A 15,127-nucleotide genomic window follows, 5' to 3' on the forward strand; every position below is an offset into this window, starting at 1 on the left:
CCGGGGATGTCAACATATCTGGCGTTGACTTTTGGCACGCTGTTGAGTTCTCAAGGAACGGACGCTTCCTTCGGACCGCCTTCCAGCGGACCCTCAGGGCTTCGTTCTTTCGTGTTTCCAGCTTATCAGACGCTTTCCGCTCCATTTACCGGAGCTTTTCGCTTCTGAAATCTGGCGTTAACCGCGGAGTCGCGGCGACTCGACCAACCATAGCGGGTGGGCGGCCGGAGCGCGAATCGGGGCGCGCCGGGAGTCCCCCGGACGGCGCATGATTTGTTGCTCTCGCGAGCATATACAGCAATGGTCCCGATTCGCCAAGATGCCTGTAGAGTGCGGCGCATCGGCCAGAGGACTAGACCACTCGCGGGCCGGTGAGCCGCCGGCCGACTGGGCAGGCGCGGGCGGTTCTTCGCCCGGGAATGTCAGCAGATGTCCCTAGTTGACATCACTTAGGCTTCAGTTGATCGTCGTGCCGCTCCTCGCGGCCGCTCGCTGTACTGCGTACTTGGGAGGCACAACCATGACCACTGTGACGTCGCCGCTGACCGGCAAGATCGTGGGGCTCGCGGGCGTGCCCGACCCGGTGTTCTCGGGTGCGATGGTCGGCCCGGGCACCGCGATCGACCCGGTGCGTGAGCAGACCACGGCGCTCGCCCCGGTGGATGGTGTCGTCGTCTCCATGCACCCGCACGCGTTCGTCGTGGTGGACGCCGAGGGCCACGGTGTGCTGACCCACCTCGGGATCGACACCGTCCAGCTGAACGGCGAGGGCTTCGAGCTGCTCGTCGCCAAGGGCGACACGGTGACCCGCGGTCAGGCCGTCATCAAGTGGGACCCGGCCGCCGTCGAGGCCGCCGGCAAGTCGCCGATCTCGCCGATCGTGGCCCTGGAGGCCACCGACGACTCGCTCGGCGACCTGCGGGAGGACGGCGAAGCCAAGGCGGGCGACCAGCTGTTCAGCTGGAGCTGATCTCTTCCTTCCGACACCCGCCCCGAGCGAGATGACGGGGCGGCCCCCACACAGCGGTTCCCGGCGGGGCCGCTCATCTCAGCGGAGACAGGTGACATGGAGAAGACGCTGCGCGGCGTGGGCGTGAGCCACGGGGTCGCGATCGGCCAGGTGCGGCACATGGGGACGGCGGTACTGGAGCCCCCGGCCACCCAGATCCCGACCGAGGACGCCCCGCGGGAGCAGGCCCGGGCCCAGGCCGCCGTCGAGGCGGTCGCCGCCGACCTCATCGCGCGCGGCAACCTCGCGGGGGGCGAGGCGCAGGCCGTACTGGAGGCCCAGGCGCTGATGGCGCAGGACCCTGAGCTGATGGCCGACGTGTCCCGCCGGATCGCCGTCGGCAGCAGTGCCGAGCGTGGCGTCTACGACGCGTTCGCGGCCTACCGGGCGCTGCTCGCCTCCGCCGGGGAGTACCTGGCCGGGCGGGTCGCCGACCTGGACGACGTGCGCAACCGGATCGTGGCCCGGCTGCTCGGTGTGCCGATGCCGGGTGTGCCGGACAGCGACGAGCCGTACGTGCTGTTCGCGCGGGACCTGGCGCCGGCCGACACCGCGCTGCTCGACCCGACGCTGGTGCTCGGCTTCGTGACCGAGGAGGGCGGGCCGACCAGCCACAGCGCCATCCTGGCCCGGGCGATGGGCGTGCCGGCCGTCGTGGCACTGCCGGGTGCGATCGAGGTCGCCGAGGGCACCGTCGTCGCGGTGGACGGCAGCTCCGGCGACGTGCTGGTGGAGCCGTCCCAGGAGAAGCAGGACGAGCTGCGGGCGGTCGCCGCCGAGCGCAAGGCCGCGCTGGCCGCTTCCTCCGGCCCGGGGCAGACCTCGGACGGTCACCGGGTGCCGCTGCTGGCGAACGTGGGCGGTCCGGCCGACGTGCCGGCCGCGCTGGAGAACGGCGCCGAGGGCGTCGGCCTGTTCCGCACCGAGTTCCTCTTCCTGGACGACTCGGCGAAGGCGCCCAGTGCCGAGAAGCAGGTCGAGGCGTACCGCAAGGTGCTGGAGGCCTTCCCCGAGGGCCGGGTCGTGGTCCGGGTGCTGGACGCCGGCGCCGACAAGCCGCTGGACTTCCTGACCCCCGCCGACGAGCCGAACCCGGCGCTGGGCGTGCGCGGGCTGCGCACCCTGCTCGAACACCCCGACGTGCTGCGCACCCAGCTCGAGGCGCTGGCCAAGGCGGCCGAGGGGCTGCCAGTGCACCTTGAGGTGATGGCCCCGATGGTGGCCGACCGCAAGGACGCCAAGGACTTCGCGGCCGCGTGCCGGGAGGCCGGGCTGGACGCCAAGTTCGGTGCGATGGTGGAGATCCCGTCGGCCGCGCTGCGCGCCAGGGCGATCCTCCGGGAGGTCGAGTTCCTGTCGCTGGGGACCAACGACCTCGCCCAGTACACCTTCGCGGCCGACCGTCAGGTCGGTGCGCTGGCCCGGCTCCAGGACCCGTGGCAGCCGGCCCTGCTGGACCTGGTCGCCGCGGCGGCCGACGCGGCCCGGGTGAGCGGCAAGAGCTGCGGTGTCTGCGGCGAGGCGGCCTCCGACCCGCTGCTGGCCGTGGTGCTGACCGGTCTGGGCGTCACCAGCCTGTCGATGGGCGCGGCCTCGATCCCCTACGTGCGGACCACGCTCGCCAAGTACACGCTGGCGCAGTGCCGCCGGGCGGCCGAGGCGGCGCGGGCCGCGGACAGTGCCGAGGAGGCGCGGGCTGCGGCGCAGCAGGTGCTCTCCGGGGAGTGACGGCACAAGAGACGAGAAGGGGCGCTCCCACCATCGCGGTGGGGGCGCCCCTTTCGTTCGCGCCGGGCCGGTCAGGCCCGGCGGTCGAGGCGGAGCCGCTCGAAGAAGCGCAGGTGCTCGATGCGGTCGACGGAGCCGGGGTTGACGGCCTGCTCCAGCGGGGTGCCGGAGAGGATGCGCTTGACCGGGACCTCGATCCGCTTGCCGGTGAGGGTGTGCGGGAGGCCGCGGACGGCGATGACCTCGTCGGGCACGTGGCGCGGGGAGAGCTCGGTGCGCAGCGAGGTGCGGATGCGCCCGATCACGTCGTCGGTCAGCTCCGCGCCGGGGGTGAGGACGACGAACAGCGGCATCCAGTAGCCGCCGTCGGGCTCCTCCAGGCCGATGACCAGGGACTCGGCGATCTCGGGGAGGCGCTCGACGACCTCGTAGATGTCCGAGGAGCCCATCCGGACGCCCTGGCGGTTGAGGGTGGAGTCGGAGCGGCCGTGGATGACGACGGTGCCGCGGGAGGTGACGGTGATCCAGTCGCCGTGGCGCCAGATGCCGGGGTAGGTGTCGAAGTAGCTGTCGTGGTAGCGGGTGCCCTCCGGGTCGTTCCAGAAGCCGGTGGGCATCGACGGGATGGGCTTGGTGACGACGAGTTCGCCGACGGCGTCGGTGTGGGGGTGGCCCTGGGCGTCCCAGGACTCGACGGCCGCGCCGAGGCAGGGGGCCTGGATCTCGCCGAGGTGCACGGGGAGGGTCGGGACGCCGCCGACGAAGCAGGAGCAGACGTCGGTGCCGCCGCTGACGGAGGCGAGCCAGACGTCCTGCTTGACCTCGTCGTAGATCCAGCGGAAGCCGTCGGGCGGGAGCGGGGAGCCGGTGGTGCCGATGCAGCGGACGGCGGAGAGGTCGAGGTCGCGGCCGGGGTGGAGTCCGGCCTTGCGGCTCGCGATCACGTAGGCGGCGGAGGTGCCGAGGACGGTGGCGCCGGTGCGGGCGGCGACCGACCAGAGGGCGCCGGTGTCGGGGTGCCCGGGGCTGCCGTCGTAGGTAACAATCGTGGACCCGACGAGGAGGCCGGCCAGCAGGAAGTTCCACATCATCCAGCCGGTGGAGGTGTACCAGAGGAAGCGGTCCCGCGGGCCGAGGTCGAGGTGGAGGCCAGCCTGCTTGAGGTGTTCGAGCAGGATGCCGCCCTGGCTCTGGACGATGGCCTTGGGCAGGCCGGTGGTGCCGGAGGAGTAGAGCACCCAGAGCGGGTGGTCGAAGGGGACGGCCTCGAAGACCGGCTCCACGTCGTCGGCGACCAGGTCGTCCCAGTTCAGGGCGCCCTCGGGGGCGGGGGCGCCGAGCAGCGGGACGTGGACGACGGTGTGCAGGCTGGGCAGCTCGCGGCGCAGCTCGGCGACGACCTCGGTGCGGTCGTGGTCCTTGCCGCCGTAGTGGTAGCCGTCGATGGCGAACAGGACGGCGGGCTCGATCTGCTGGAGGCGGTCGAGGACGCTGCGGGCGCCGAAGTCGGGGGCGCAGCTGGTCCAGATGGCGCCGACGGCCGCGGTGGCGAGGAGGGCGACGGCGGCCTGCGGGACGTTGGGCAGGTAGGCGCTGACCCGGTCGCCGGGGCCGATGCCGCGGGCGCGCAGGGCCGCGGCCAGCGAGCCGACCTGGCGGCGGAGTTCGGACCAGGTGAGGACGGCCGGCTGCTCGCCGGTCTCGTCGAGGTGGAGGATCGCGGGGTGGTCGGCGTTGGCGGGGTTCTCCGCTGCGCGCAGGGCGTGCTCGGCGTAGTTGAGGCGGGCGCCGGGGAACCAGCGGGCGCCGGGCATGGTGGCGTCGGCGAGGACGGCTTCGGGAGCCTGCCGGAAGCGGACGTCGAACCACTGGGTGATCGCGGTCCAGAACCGGTCGAGGTCCTCGGTGGACCAGGCGTGCAGGGCGGCGTAGCGCTCGGCGGCCTGCTGGTCGTCGGTGGCCGGGGCGAGGGGGGCGGCCGGGGCGCCGTGCTGTTCGGCGGCCCAGGCCTGGAAGGCCACCAGGGTGGTGTCGGCGGCGCGAGCGGGGGTGGGGCGCCAGAGCGGCTGGTCCTGCGGTGGGGTGCTCACGGTGGTGGTCTCCCGGCCGGTGGTGGGGACGGGAGGGCTCGTGGCAGACCCGTCCGGTTGGGCTGTCGGTGCAGACCATGCCACGTGATCGCCCGCCGCGCCAGGGTCGGCCGATGGGTGGACGGGAGGTCAGCGCCGGGTGAACTCGCCGCCGAACCAGCGGCGCAGGACGCCGTTGTGGAAGTCCCAGACGAGTGGGGTCTCGGCGGTGGCGAGCAGCCAGCCGTCGGTCTCGTCGGTGGGGCGCGAGGGCGGGAGGTCGGCGAGCGGTCGGGCCGGGAGCAGTCCGCAGAGCATCACGAAGCGGCCGTTGGGGTCGGAGGCGGTGTGGATCAGGGTGACCTCGGCCGCGTCGGCGGTGATGCCGGTCTCCTCGTGCAGTTCGCGGACGCAGGCCTGCTGCCAGCTCTCGCCGTAGTCCATGTAGCCGCCGGGGAAGGCGAGTTCGCCGTAGCCGGGCTCGATGGTGCGGCGGATGACGACCAGGGCGGGGTCGGCGTCGGGGCGGGTGACGGGGAGGACGGTGACCGCGACGGGCAGCGGGTTGCGGTAGCTGATCTCGGCGCAGCCGGGGCAGGTGCGTGGCCAGGCGAGGGTGCCGGGCGGGTAGGGCGTGCCGCAGAAGTGGCAGTGCGAGAACGGCCGGTGGGCGCTCTGGATCGCTTCGTCAGTCGTCATGGCCGGATGGTAGCCCGGCCGTCGGCGGTGGTGCCCCGGGCCGGGGAGGCTCAGGGCGCCCCGGTGTCCTCGGTGCTCTCCTCCCGGCCGGGGCGGAGCAGCGCGGGGTGCAGCAGCCGGGCGTCGCCGGCGTGGTAGGTGCGGGCGCGGGGGCCGCCGCGGGCGCCGCCGCGCTCGGTGGTGGTGCCGGTGCTCTCGACGAAGCCGGGCACCGACAGCACCTTGCGGTGGAAGTTGCCGGGGTGGAGCTTCTCGTCCCAGACCGCCTCGTAGACGGCGCGGAGGTCGGGGATGGTGAAGTCGTACGGCAGGAAGGCGGTGGCCAGCGGGCTGTACTCGAGTTTGGCGCGCACCCGGTCGAGGCCGTCGGCGAGGATGCGGGCGTGGTCGAAGGCCAGCGTGAGCGGGCCGGGGCCGGTGCGCCCGTCGACGCCACCCCCGTGGGTGTCGGCGGGCGCACCGGCGGCTCGGGACCGGCCACGGGGCCGGAGGTCCAGGTCGGAGACGGGGTGCCAGGCGGCGGCCGCGGCGTCCGTCCCGGCCTGGGGGTCGGGCAGGTCGGGGGCGAAGGCGAGGTACGCGACGGAGACGACGTGCATCCGAGGGTCCCGCTCGGGGGCGCCGTAGCTGCCGAGCTGTTCGAGGTGGAGGCGGCAGAGCGTCTCGGTCCCGGAGGCGCTCCGCAGGCCCGTCTCCTCCGCGAGCTCGCGGGCCGCGGCCTCGTCCAGGCTCTCCTCGCCGGCCCGCAGGAAGCCGCCGGGCAGCGCCCAGCAGCCCTGGTGGGGCGGGACGCCGCGCTCGACGAGCAGCACGTGCAGGCTGCCGTGGCGCAACGTCAGGGCGACCACGTCCACGGTGACGGCGACCGGGGCGTAGGCGCGCGGATCGTACGCGGCGAGCCACTCCTGTTCGGCTCGGGGCCCGGTGGAGGGCGGTTGGTCGTCCACTGCCACGCCGGGCTCCTTTCCGTGCGTTCCGGTGCCGCCGGCCTGGCCGCCGGTGCTGTTCTTCTCGGGCTGAGCACAACGTAACGAGCGCTTTCCCCGGTGGCAAACGGTTTTCCTCCCCGGCCGGGGCACTCGGCCGGAGCGCCCCGTCCTAGGCTGTGACCAGGAACTCTGCCAGAGGAGACCGACATGCCCATTCTCCCCCCGCCCGACTTCGTCGCCGCGCTGGCCGCCGGTCCGCTGGTGCTCGACGGAGGGATGTCGAACCAGTTGGCGGCGGACGGGCACGACCTCTCGGACGAGCTGTGGTCGGCGCGGCTGCTGGCGGACGACCCGCAGGCGGTGCTGGCGGTGCACCGGGCGTACTTCGCGGCGGGCGCGGACGTCGCGATAACCGCGAGCTACCAGGCGAGTTTCGAGGGCTTCGCGCGCCGCGGGGTCGGCCGGGCGCAGGCCGCGCGGCTGCTGGCGAGCAGTGTGGAGCTGGCCCGGGAGGCGGCGCGCCCGGAACCGGGCGGGCGGCGGCGCTGGGTGGCGGCCTCGGTGGGCCCGTACGGGGCGGTGCTGGCGGACGGCTCGGAGTACCGGGGCCGGTACGGGCTGAGCGTCGCGGAGCTGGCGGACTTCCACCGGCCGCGGCTGGAGGTGCTGGCGGCGGCCCGGCCGGACGTGCTGGCGCTGGAGACGGTGCCGGACGTGGACGAGGCGCGGGCGCTGCTGGGGCTGGTGCGCGGGCTGGGGGTGCCGGCCTGGCTGTCGTACAGCATCGAGGGTGACCGGACCAGGGCCGGGCAGCCGCTGGCGGAGGCCTTCGCGGTGGCCGCCGGGGTGGACGAGGTGGTCGCGGTGGGCGTCAACTGCTGCACGCCGCGGGACGCGGACCGGGCGGTGGCGGTGGCCGCCGAGGTGACCGGGAAGCCGGTGGTGGTCTACCCGAACAGCGGGGAGCGCTGGGACGCCGCCCGCCGGGGCTGGCGCGGCGAGCCGACCTTCCGCTCGGCCCGGGTGGACGGCTGGCTCGCGGACGGCGCGCGGCTGGTGGGCGGCTGCTGCCGGGTCGGGACGGACGGGATCGCCGCGCTGGCGGCAGAGGTGACGGTGCAGCGGACGCAACGGGCGGGGGCGTCGGGCTGACGGCTCGGGCGGGGTGCCGGCCCAGCGGGCGGGAGCGCACGCGACGGCCCGGACCGCGGCTCGACGCAGCGGGCCGATGCAGCGGGTCGACAGGGGTCGCGGGCGGGTTACCCGGGGGGAAGGTGCACGGAACGGCGGCGGCCTGGCAGACTCGTCCCGTCACCACTGCGGTCGACAATGTCGACCGCCTGTCAGCGCGGAGGTTCCCATGCCCGGCCCGATCCAGTCGCTCTCCCGGGCCGCCGCGATCCTGCGGCTGCTGGCCGGCGGTGAGCGCCGCCTGGGCCTGTCCGAGGTCGCGACGGCGCTGGGCCTGGCCAAGGGGACGGCCCACGGCATCCTGCGCACGATGCAGCAGGAGGGGTTCGTCGAGCAGGACCCGGAGAGCGGCAAGTACCAGCTGGGCGCCGAGCTGCTGCGACTGGGGCAGAGCTACCTGGACGTGCACGAGCTGCGGGCGCGGGCGCTGGTGTGGGCGGACGACCTGGCCCGGGCGGCCGGGGAGACGGTCTACCTGGGGGTGCTGCACCAGCAGGGCGTGCTGATCGTGCACCACGTGTTCCGGCCGGACGACACCCGGCAGGTGCTGGAGGTGGGCTCGATGCAGCCGCTGCACAGCACCGCGCTGGGCAAGGTGCTGGTGGCCTACGACCCGGTCGCGCGCGGGGAGTTGGGCGACGGACCGTACGAGTCGTACACCGTGCGGACACTGACCGAGGCGGCCGACGTGGACGCCGAGTGCGCGCTGATCCGGGAGCGCGGCTGGGCGGACTCGATCGAGGAGACCTGGGAGGGCGTGGCCTCGATCGGCGCGCTGATCCAGGACCGGCGGCGCAACCCGGTGGGCGCGGTGTGCATCAGCGGGGCGGTCGAGCGGGTCTGCGAGGACGGCTTCGTGAAGCCCTCGCTGGTGGCCTCGGTGCGCAGTGCGGCGCGGGCGATCTCCCGCGACCTGGGCGCCGGCAGGTTCTGAGCGCACCCCGCGGACCCACCCCCACGGCCCCACTCCCACGAACCCACCCCCCACGGACCCCCTCCGAGCGCACTCCCGAGTACGTCTCGGAGCACACCTCGGAGCAGGTCTCCGAACACATCCACGGGCGGCTCGCCCAGAGCCGCCGATTCGTCACGCCAGAGGCGCGGACGGCCGGGAGGCCTGTCCGCGCCTCTGGCGTTTTGTCCGGTTTCGGGACACTCCCCTCGGTAGCCTCGACGGACCCGTCGAGGCGAGGGTCACAGCTGCATAACCCCGCCTTGACGTGGGGGCGACCTGGGGAGGAAGCTTCCGCATGACGGTCGACATTGTCGAACGATGGCCGGAGAGATCACTCCCACAGTGAGCTCACCCGCACAACGATCGACCGACCGCCTGCCCCCACCACCCTCCGGGCCATATGGACAAGGGAGTCTTTGTGTCCGCGTTCTCCAACGGCGACGTCTTCGTCGGCGAAACCCTCGGCACCGCCGCCCTGATACTTCTCGGCGGTGGCGTCTGCGCCGCCGTGACCCTCAAGAAGTCGAAGGCCGTCAACGCCGGTTGGCTGGCGATCACCTTCGGCTGGGGATTCGCGGTCCTCATCGCCGCCTACATGTCGGCTCCGAAGTCCGGTGCCCACCTCAACCCGGCCGTCACCGTCGCCCTCGCGGTCAAGAGCGGCGAGTGGAGCCAGGTGCCGCTCTACCTCGGCTCCCAGCTGCTCGGCGCGATCATCGGCGCCGTGCTGGTCTGGGCCACCTACCTGGGCCAGTTCAACGCGAACGAGGAGCCCACCCTCGGCATCTTCTCGACCGGCCCCGAGATCCGGAACCCGATCCAGAACGTGATCACCGAGGTCATCGGCACCTTCGTGCTCTGCTTCGCGATCCTCACCATCGGCACCAACTCCGGGCTCTCCCAGTCCGGCACCGGCACCCTGATGGTCGCCTTCACCGTCGTCGGCATCGGCCTCTCGCTGGGCGGCCCGACCGGCTACGCGATCAACCCGGCCCGTGACCTCGGCCCGCGCATCGCCCACGCCCTGCTGCCGATCCCGAACAAGGGCGGCTCCGACTGGTCGTACGCCTGGATCCCGGTCGTCGGCCCGATCCTGGGCGGCCTGGCGGCCGGCGGCGTCTACAACGCCATCTTCTAGAGACCCCTCTCGAAATGAGCGGTGTCGACCCCGCCGCACACGGGGACTGACCGAGCAGGCTCGTCAGGCCCACCCACCCCGTACCCCCCGAACCAGAGCCGAGGACCCTCCCCATGACCTCCACCGGTAACTACATCGCCGCGATCGACCAGGGCACCACCTCCAGCCGCTGCATCATCTTCGGCGCCGACGGCCGGATCGTCGCCGTCGACCAGCAGGAGCACCGGCAGATCTTCCCGCAGCCCGGCTACGTCGAGCACGACGCCGCCGAGATCTGGACCCGGGTGCAGTCGGTCGTCCGCGGCGCGCTGGAGAAGGCCGGCCTGACCAAGGACGACATCCGCGCGATCGGCATCACCAACCAGCGCGAGACCACCGTCCTGTGGGACAAGAACACCGGCGAGCCGGTGCACAACGCGCTGGTGTGGCAGGACACCCGCACCGAGGCGCTCTGCCGCGAGCTGGGCCGCAACGTCGGCCAGGACCGCTTCCGCCGCGAGACCGGCCTCCCCCTGGCCAGCTACTTCGCCGGCCCGAAGATCCGCTGGCTGCTGGACAACGTCGAGGGCCTGCGCGAGCGCGCCGAGGCCGGCGACATCCTCTTCGGCACCATGGACACCTGGGTGATCTGGAACCTCACCGGCGGTGTCAACGGCGGCAAGCACGTCACGGACGTCACCAACGCCAGCCGCACCATGCTGATGAACCTGCACACCCTGCAGTGGGACGACAAGATCGCCGAGTCGATGGACGTCCCGATGTCCGTCCTGCCGGAGATCCGCTCCTCCGCCGAGGTGTACGGCGAGGCCGTCGGCGACCTGGCCGGCGTCCCCGTCGCCTCCGCGCTCGGCGACCAGCAGGCCGCGCTGTTCGGCCAGACCTGCTTCGACGAGGGCGAGGCCAAGTCCACCTACGGCACCGGCACCTTCCTGCTGCTGAACACCGGCGAGAAGATCGTCAACTCGTACCACGGCCTGCTGACCACCGTCGGCTACCGGATCGGCGACCAGGCCCCGGTGTACGCCTTGGAAGGCTCGATCGCCGTCACCGGCTCGCTCGTCCAGTGGCTGCGCGACCAGCTCGGCATCATCTCCACCGCCGCCGAGATCGAGACCCTCGCCAACACCGTCGAGGACAACGGCGGCGCCTACTTCGTCCCGGCCTTCTCCGGCCTGTTCGCCCCGTACTGGCGCTCCGACGCCCGCGGTGTGATCGCCGGTCTGACCCGGTACGTCACCAAGGGCCACCTGGCCCGGGCCGTCCTGGAGGCCACCGCCTGGCAGACCCGCGAGGTCGTCGACGCCATGCAGAAGGACTCCGGGGTCGAGCTCACCGCCCTCAAGGTCGACGGCGGCATGACCAGCAACAACCTGCTCATGCAGAACATCGCCGACGTCCTGGACGCCCCGGTCGAGCGCCCGTACGTGGCCGAGACCACCGCCCTCGGCGCCGCCTACGCGGCCGGTCTCGCCGTCGGCTTCTGGAACGACCTCGACACCCTGCGGGCCAACTGGCACCGCGCCGCCGAGTGGACCCCGCGCATGGACGAGGCCACCCGGGAGCGCGAGTACAAGAAGTGGCTCAAGGCCGTGGAGCGCACCATGGGCTGGGTGGAGGAAGAAGAGAACAACTGACCGACGAGCCGGTCGGGGCCCCGTGCCCCGGCCGGCCGCCCGCTGTTCCGGCAACGGGCGTCACTGGTTTCACGGCCCGCCGCACCGGGCCGACCGGCCTCTCCCGCAGGGGCCGCACCGCACACGAGAGGAGTAACGGCGCCGCCCGACCCGCGCGCCGTACACAACCACCATGGCAACCATCCCGACCCTGGGCGCCGAGCGCACCGCCGGCCGCACCGCTTCCCGCGCCGAGACCCGCGAGCTGCTCGGCAAGGCCACCTACGACCTGCTGGTGATCGGGGGCGGCATCCTCGGCACGGCCGTCGCCTGGACCGCGTCCCAGGCCGGCCTGAAGGTCGCCATGGTCGACGCCGGCGACTTCGCCGGCGCCACCTCCAGCGCCTCCTCCAAGCTCGTCCACGGCGGCCTGCGCTACCTGCAGACCGGCGCGGTCAAGCTGGTCGCGGAGAACCACAAGGAGCGCCGCGCGCTCTCCACCGACGTGGCCCCGCACCTGGTCAACCCGCTGACCTTCTTCGTGCCGGTCTACAAGGGCGGCCCGCACGGCGCCGCCAAGCTCGGCGCCGGCGTCTTCCTCTACTCGGCGCTGTCCGCCTTCCGCGACGGCATGGGCCGGGTCTCCACCGCCGCGCACGCCGCCCAGCAGGTGCCCGCGCTGCGCACCGAGGGCCTGCGCTCGGTGGCCGTCTACGGCGACCACCAGATGAACGACTCGCGCGTCGCCGTGATGACCGTACGCGCCGCGGTCGACGCCGGCGCCGTGGTGCTCAACCACGCCGAGGTCACCGGCCTGCGCTTCACCGGCGGCCGGGTCACCGGCGCCGAGCTGCGCGACCGCCTGGACGGCAGCGAGTTCGGCATCGACGCCCGCCTGGTGCTGAACGCCACCGGCCCGTGGGTCGACCACCTGCGCAAGATGGAGGACGCCGGCGCCGCGCCGTCGATCCGCCTCTCCAAGGGCGCCCACGTGGTCGTCAAGCGCCGCTCGCCGTGGCGCGCCGCGCTGACCATCCCGATCGACAAGTACCGCGTCTCCTTCGCCATCCCGTGGGAGGACCACGTCCTGCTCGGCACCACCGACGAGGAGTACACCGGCGACCCGAAGGACGTCCGGGCCACCGACGCGGACATCGACCAGATCATGGGCGAGGCCGCGCACGCCATCCGCGACGAGCACCTCGACCGCGACCTGATCACCTACTCCTTCGCCGGCCTGCGCGTGCTGCCGGGCGGCCCGGGCGACACCGCCGCCGCCAAGCGCGAGACGGTCGTCACCGAGGGCCGCGGCGGCATGCTGTCGGTCTCCGGCGGCAAGTGGACCACCTACCGGCACATCGGCCGCACGGTGCTGGAGAAGCTGGCCCACGTGCCTGGCACCAGCCTCGGCGAGGACATGTCCCCGATCGCCCCTACCGTCCCGCTGCCGGGCGTCGGCGCGCCGAACGCGGTGGCGCACCGCCTGCTGATCGACCGCGAGCCGGGCTCGCGGATGGAGCCGCTGGTGGCCAAGCACCTGGCCAGCCACTACGGCACCCTGTCCTTCGACATCGCCCGCATGATCGACGAGAACCCGGAGCTCGGCCGCCCGATCCACGAGGACGGCCCGGACGTCTGGGCGCAGGTCGCGTACGCGGCGGACAACGAGTGGGCGTACACCGCGGACGACGTGCTGCGCCGCCGCACCACGATGACGGTGCGCGGGCTGGACACGCCGGAGATCAAGGCCGAGGTCGAGGCCTTCCTCGCGAAGCGCGGGAACAAGTAAGCACAGCCTCGCGAAGCGCGGGAACAAGTAAGCACAGCCTCGCGAAGCGCGGGAACAAGTAAGCACAGCCTCGCGAAGCGCGGGAACAAGTAAGCACAGCCTCGCGAAGCGCGGGAACAAGTAAGCAGAGTCTCGCGAAGCGCGGGAACAAGTAGGCACAGCCTCGCGAAGCGCGGGAACGAGTAGCCACATCGCTTTCGACGGGCGGGCGTTCGGGGTTTCCCCGGGCGCCCGCCCGCCGTTTCGCCGTACCCTCCGGCCGTCAGACCGGGACGTCGGCCTTGACCACCCGCTTCGGGTGCGGGTCGGGGCGGGTGAGCACGGTGACGTCGGCGATCGGGTCGCCGTCGAGCACGAGCAGGTCGGCTGGGCGCCCGAGGCGGGGGTGCCGATCTCCCCCGCCATGCCGAGCAGCCGGGCCGCCGCGGCGGTCGCCGAGCGCAGCACGTCCACGACCGGCTGGACCCGGGTGCGCAGGGTGAACTCCTCCAGCTGGGCCGGGTGCATCGGGCTTTTCGGCGTCGCGGCTTTACGGCGTCGCGGCCTGCTGGAAACGCCGAGGGGCGGCACCCGTACGTCACGGGTGCCGCCCCTCGGCGCACTGCGGTCGAGGCCGCTAGATGATCAGGCTGAGCGGCATGATCAGGGCGATGGCGACCACCGAGATCACCGTCTCCATCATCGACCAGGACTTCAGCGTCTGCCCGACGCTCATCCCGAAGTACTCCTTCACCAGCCAGAAGCCGGCGTCGTTGACGTGCGAGAAGAACAGCGAGCCGGCACCGATCGCGAGCACCAGCAGGGCCGCGTGGGTCGAGGACATGTTCGCGGCGAGCGGGGAGACGATCCCGGCCGCGGTGATGGTGGCGACCGTCGCCGAGCCGGTGGCCAGGCGGATCAGTACGGCGATCAGCCAGCCCAGCAGCAGCGCCGAGATGTGCCACTTGCCGGACCACTCGCTCACCGCGTTGCCGACGCCGACGTCGATCAGGGTCTGCTTGAAGCCGCCGCCCGCGCCGACGATGAACACGATGCCGGCGATCGGGCCGAGCGACTTGCCGACGGTGTCGGAGATCCGGGCCTTGTCGAAGCCGGCCGCCTTGCCGAGGGTCACCATGCCGAGCAGGGTCGCGGCGAGCAGCGCGATCAGCGGGGAGCCTATGAAGTCGAACACCCGCTGGCCCAGCGCCTTCGGGTCATCGATCACCACGTCGGCGAGCGCCTTGCCGAGCATCAGCACGACGGGCAGCAGGATGGTGGCCAGCACCGCGGCGAACGACGGGGTGCGGTCGCGCTTGGCCGTCTCCTCGGGGGCGGTGGCGGCCGGGAGCTCCAGCGGACCGACCCAGCGCTCGGCCAGGCGTGCGAACAGCGGACCGGCGATGATCAGGGTCGGTACGGCGATCAGCAGGCCGAGCGCCAGGGTGATGCCGAGGTCGGCCTTCAGCGCGTCGACGGCGACCAGCGGGCCCGGGTGCGGGGGCACCAGGCCGTGCAGCACCGACAGGCCGGCCAGGGCGGGGATGCCGATCCGCATCAGCGGCACGTTGCCGCGGCGCGCGACCAGCAGCACGATCGGGATCAGCAGGACGACGCCGACCTCGAAGAACAGCGGCAGGCCGAGCACGGCCGCGATCAGCGCCATCGCCCAGGGCAGCGCCTTGTTGCCGGTGCGGGAGAGCACGGTGTCCGCGATGATGTTGGCGCCACCGGAGTCGGCGAGCAGCTTGCCGAGCATCGCTCCGAGGCCGATCAGCAGGCCGACACTGGCGACGGTGGAGCCGAAGCCCGTCGAGAAGCTGCTGAGCAGCTTGTCGAAGGGGGCACCCGCGACGGCGGCCAGCAGACCGGAGCCGAGCGTGAGGGCGAGGAACGGGTGCAGCTTCAGCTTGGTGATCAGTACGACGATCGCACCGATGCTGAGCAGCACCGCGATCAGCAGCTGGGAGTCGCTGCTGGTGTGCGGCAGGGCCGGTGGGGCGGCCGCCAGCAGGGTGGGGGCAATAC

Annotated in this window: 11 protein-coding genes; 7 read left to right on the forward strand and 4 right to left on the reverse strand. The window is 72.6% G+C overall.

Features of this window, described 5'->3' with window-relative positions; translation table 11 throughout:
- The first annotated feature begins 520 nt into the window (after window positions 1-520).
- The gene (locus ACWDBE_RS32890; protein WP_449792050.1) at window positions 521-970 is read left to right on the forward strand and encodes a PTS sugar transporter subunit IIA; all 450 of its coding nucleotides are present in this window, start codon (window positions 521-523) and stop codon (window positions 968-970) included.
- 96 nt (window positions 971-1,066) lie between these two features.
- Complete coding sequence (ptsP, locus tag ACWDBE_RS32895) at window positions 1,067-2,737, forward strand: phosphoenolpyruvate--protein phosphotransferase (RefSeq protein ID WP_449809732.1); 1,671 nt, start codon at window positions 1,067-1,069, stop codon at window positions 2,735-2,737.
- A 71-nt stretch (window positions 2,738-2,808) separates the two neighbouring features.
- Here the strand turns inward: ptsP and ACWDBE_RS32900 are convergent, their stop codons facing one another.
- The 3 genes from ACWDBE_RS32900 to ACWDBE_RS32910 all read right to left on the reverse strand — a co-directional run bounded on the left by ACWDBE_RS32900 (window position 2,809) and on the right by ACWDBE_RS32910 (window position 6,452).
- The gene (locus ACWDBE_RS32900) at window positions 2,809-4,827 is read right to left on the reverse strand and encodes an acetoacetate--CoA ligase (RefSeq protein WP_449792052.1); all 2,019 of its coding nucleotides are present in this window, start codon (window positions 4,825-4,827) and stop codon (window positions 2,809-2,811) included.
- A 129-nt stretch (window positions 4,828-4,956) separates the two neighbouring features.
- Window positions 4,957-5,505 (reverse strand): NUDIX domain-containing protein, encoded by a 549-nt coding sequence (locus ACWDBE_RS32905; RefSeq protein ID WP_449792053.1) that lies wholly within the window; start codon window positions 5,503-5,505, stop codon window positions 4,957-4,959.
- Between the two features lie 50 nt (window positions 5,506-5,555).
- Window positions 5,556-6,452, reverse strand: a complete 897-nt coding sequence (locus ACWDBE_RS32910) for an NUDIX hydrolase (RefSeq protein WP_449809763.1) — start codon at window positions 6,450-6,452, stop codon at window positions 5,556-5,558.
- Window positions 6,453-6,641: 189 nt separating this feature from the next.
- Between ACWDBE_RS32910 and mmuM the strand changes: the two genes are divergently transcribed.
- The 5 genes from mmuM to ACWDBE_RS32935 all read left to right on the forward strand — a co-directional run bounded on the left by mmuM (window position 6,642) and on the right by ACWDBE_RS32935 (window position 13,120).
- Window positions 6,642-7,586 carry a homocysteine S-methyltransferase gene (gene mmuM / locus ACWDBE_RS32915; RefSeq protein ID WP_449792054.1) on the forward strand — a complete coding sequence of 315 codons (945 nt, stop codon included), beginning with the start codon at window positions 6,642-6,644 and terminating at the stop codon, window positions 7,584-7,586.
- A gap of 208 nt (window positions 7,587-7,794) precedes the next feature.
- Window positions 7,795-8,559 (forward strand): IclR family transcriptional regulator, encoded by a 765-nt coding sequence (locus ACWDBE_RS32920; protein WP_449792055.1) that lies wholly within the window; start codon window positions 7,795-7,797, stop codon window positions 8,557-8,559.
- Window positions 8,560-8,998: 439 nt separating this feature from the next.
- Entirely contained in the window at window positions 8,999-9,718 is a 720-nt protein-coding gene (locus ACWDBE_RS32925) for an MIP/aquaporin family protein (protein ID WP_449792056.1), read from the forward strand.
- Window positions 9,719-9,831: 113 nt separating this feature from the next.
- Window positions 9,832-11,352, forward strand: coding sequence for a glycerol kinase GlpK (gene glpK, locus ACWDBE_RS32930; RefSeq protein ID WP_449792057.1), 1,521 nt, complete (start codon window positions 9,832-9,834; stop codon window positions 11,350-11,352).
- Between the two features lie 172 nt (window positions 11,353-11,524).
- On the forward strand, window positions 11,525-13,120 hold the full coding sequence (locus ACWDBE_RS32935) for an FAD-dependent oxidoreductase (RefSeq protein ID WP_449792058.1): 1,596 nt from the start codon (window positions 11,525-11,527) through the stop codon (window positions 13,118-13,120).
- A 616-nt stretch (window positions 13,121-13,736) separates the two neighbouring features.
- Here the strand turns inward: ACWDBE_RS32935 and ACWDBE_RS32940 are convergent.
- Window positions 13,737-15,125 (reverse strand): GntT/GntP/DsdX family permease, encoded by a 1,389-nt coding sequence (locus tag ACWDBE_RS32940; protein WP_449792102.1) that lies wholly within the window; start codon window positions 15,123-15,125, stop codon window positions 13,737-13,739.
- Between the last annotated feature and the right edge of the window lie 2 nt (window positions 15,126-15,127).

The sequence above is a fragment of the Kitasatospora sp. NPDC001132 genome (assembly GCF_053598415.1).

Excerpts from the sequence above, each read along its gene's own strand:
- ACWDBE_RS32890 (WP_449792050.1), top strand. The coding sequence starts at position 521 with ATGACCACTGTGACGTCGCCGCTGACCGGCAAGATCGTGGGGCTCGCG.
- ptsP (WP_449809732.1), top strand. The coding sequence starts at position 1,067 with ATGGAGAAGACGCTGCGCGGCGTGGGCGTGAGCCACGGGGTCGCGATC.
- ACWDBE_RS32905 (WP_449792053.1), bottom strand. The coding sequence starts at position 5,505 with ATGACGACTGACGAAGCGATCCAGAGCGCCCACCGGCCGTTCTCGCAC.
- mmuM (WP_449792054.1), top strand. The coding sequence starts at position 6,642 with ATGCCCATTCTCCCCCCGCCCGACTTCGTCGCCGCGCTGGCCGCCGGT.
- ACWDBE_RS32920 (WP_449792055.1), top strand. The coding sequence starts at position 7,795 with ATGCCCGGCCCGATCCAGTCGCTCTCCCGGGCCGCCGCGATCCTGCGG.
- glpK (WP_449792057.1), top strand. The coding sequence starts at position 9,832 with ATGACCTCCACCGGTAACTACATCGCCGCGATCGACCAGGGCACCACC.
- ACWDBE_RS32935 (WP_449792058.1), top strand. The coding sequence starts at position 11,525 with ATGGCAACCATCCCGACCCTGGGCGCCGAGCGCACCGCCGGCCGCACC.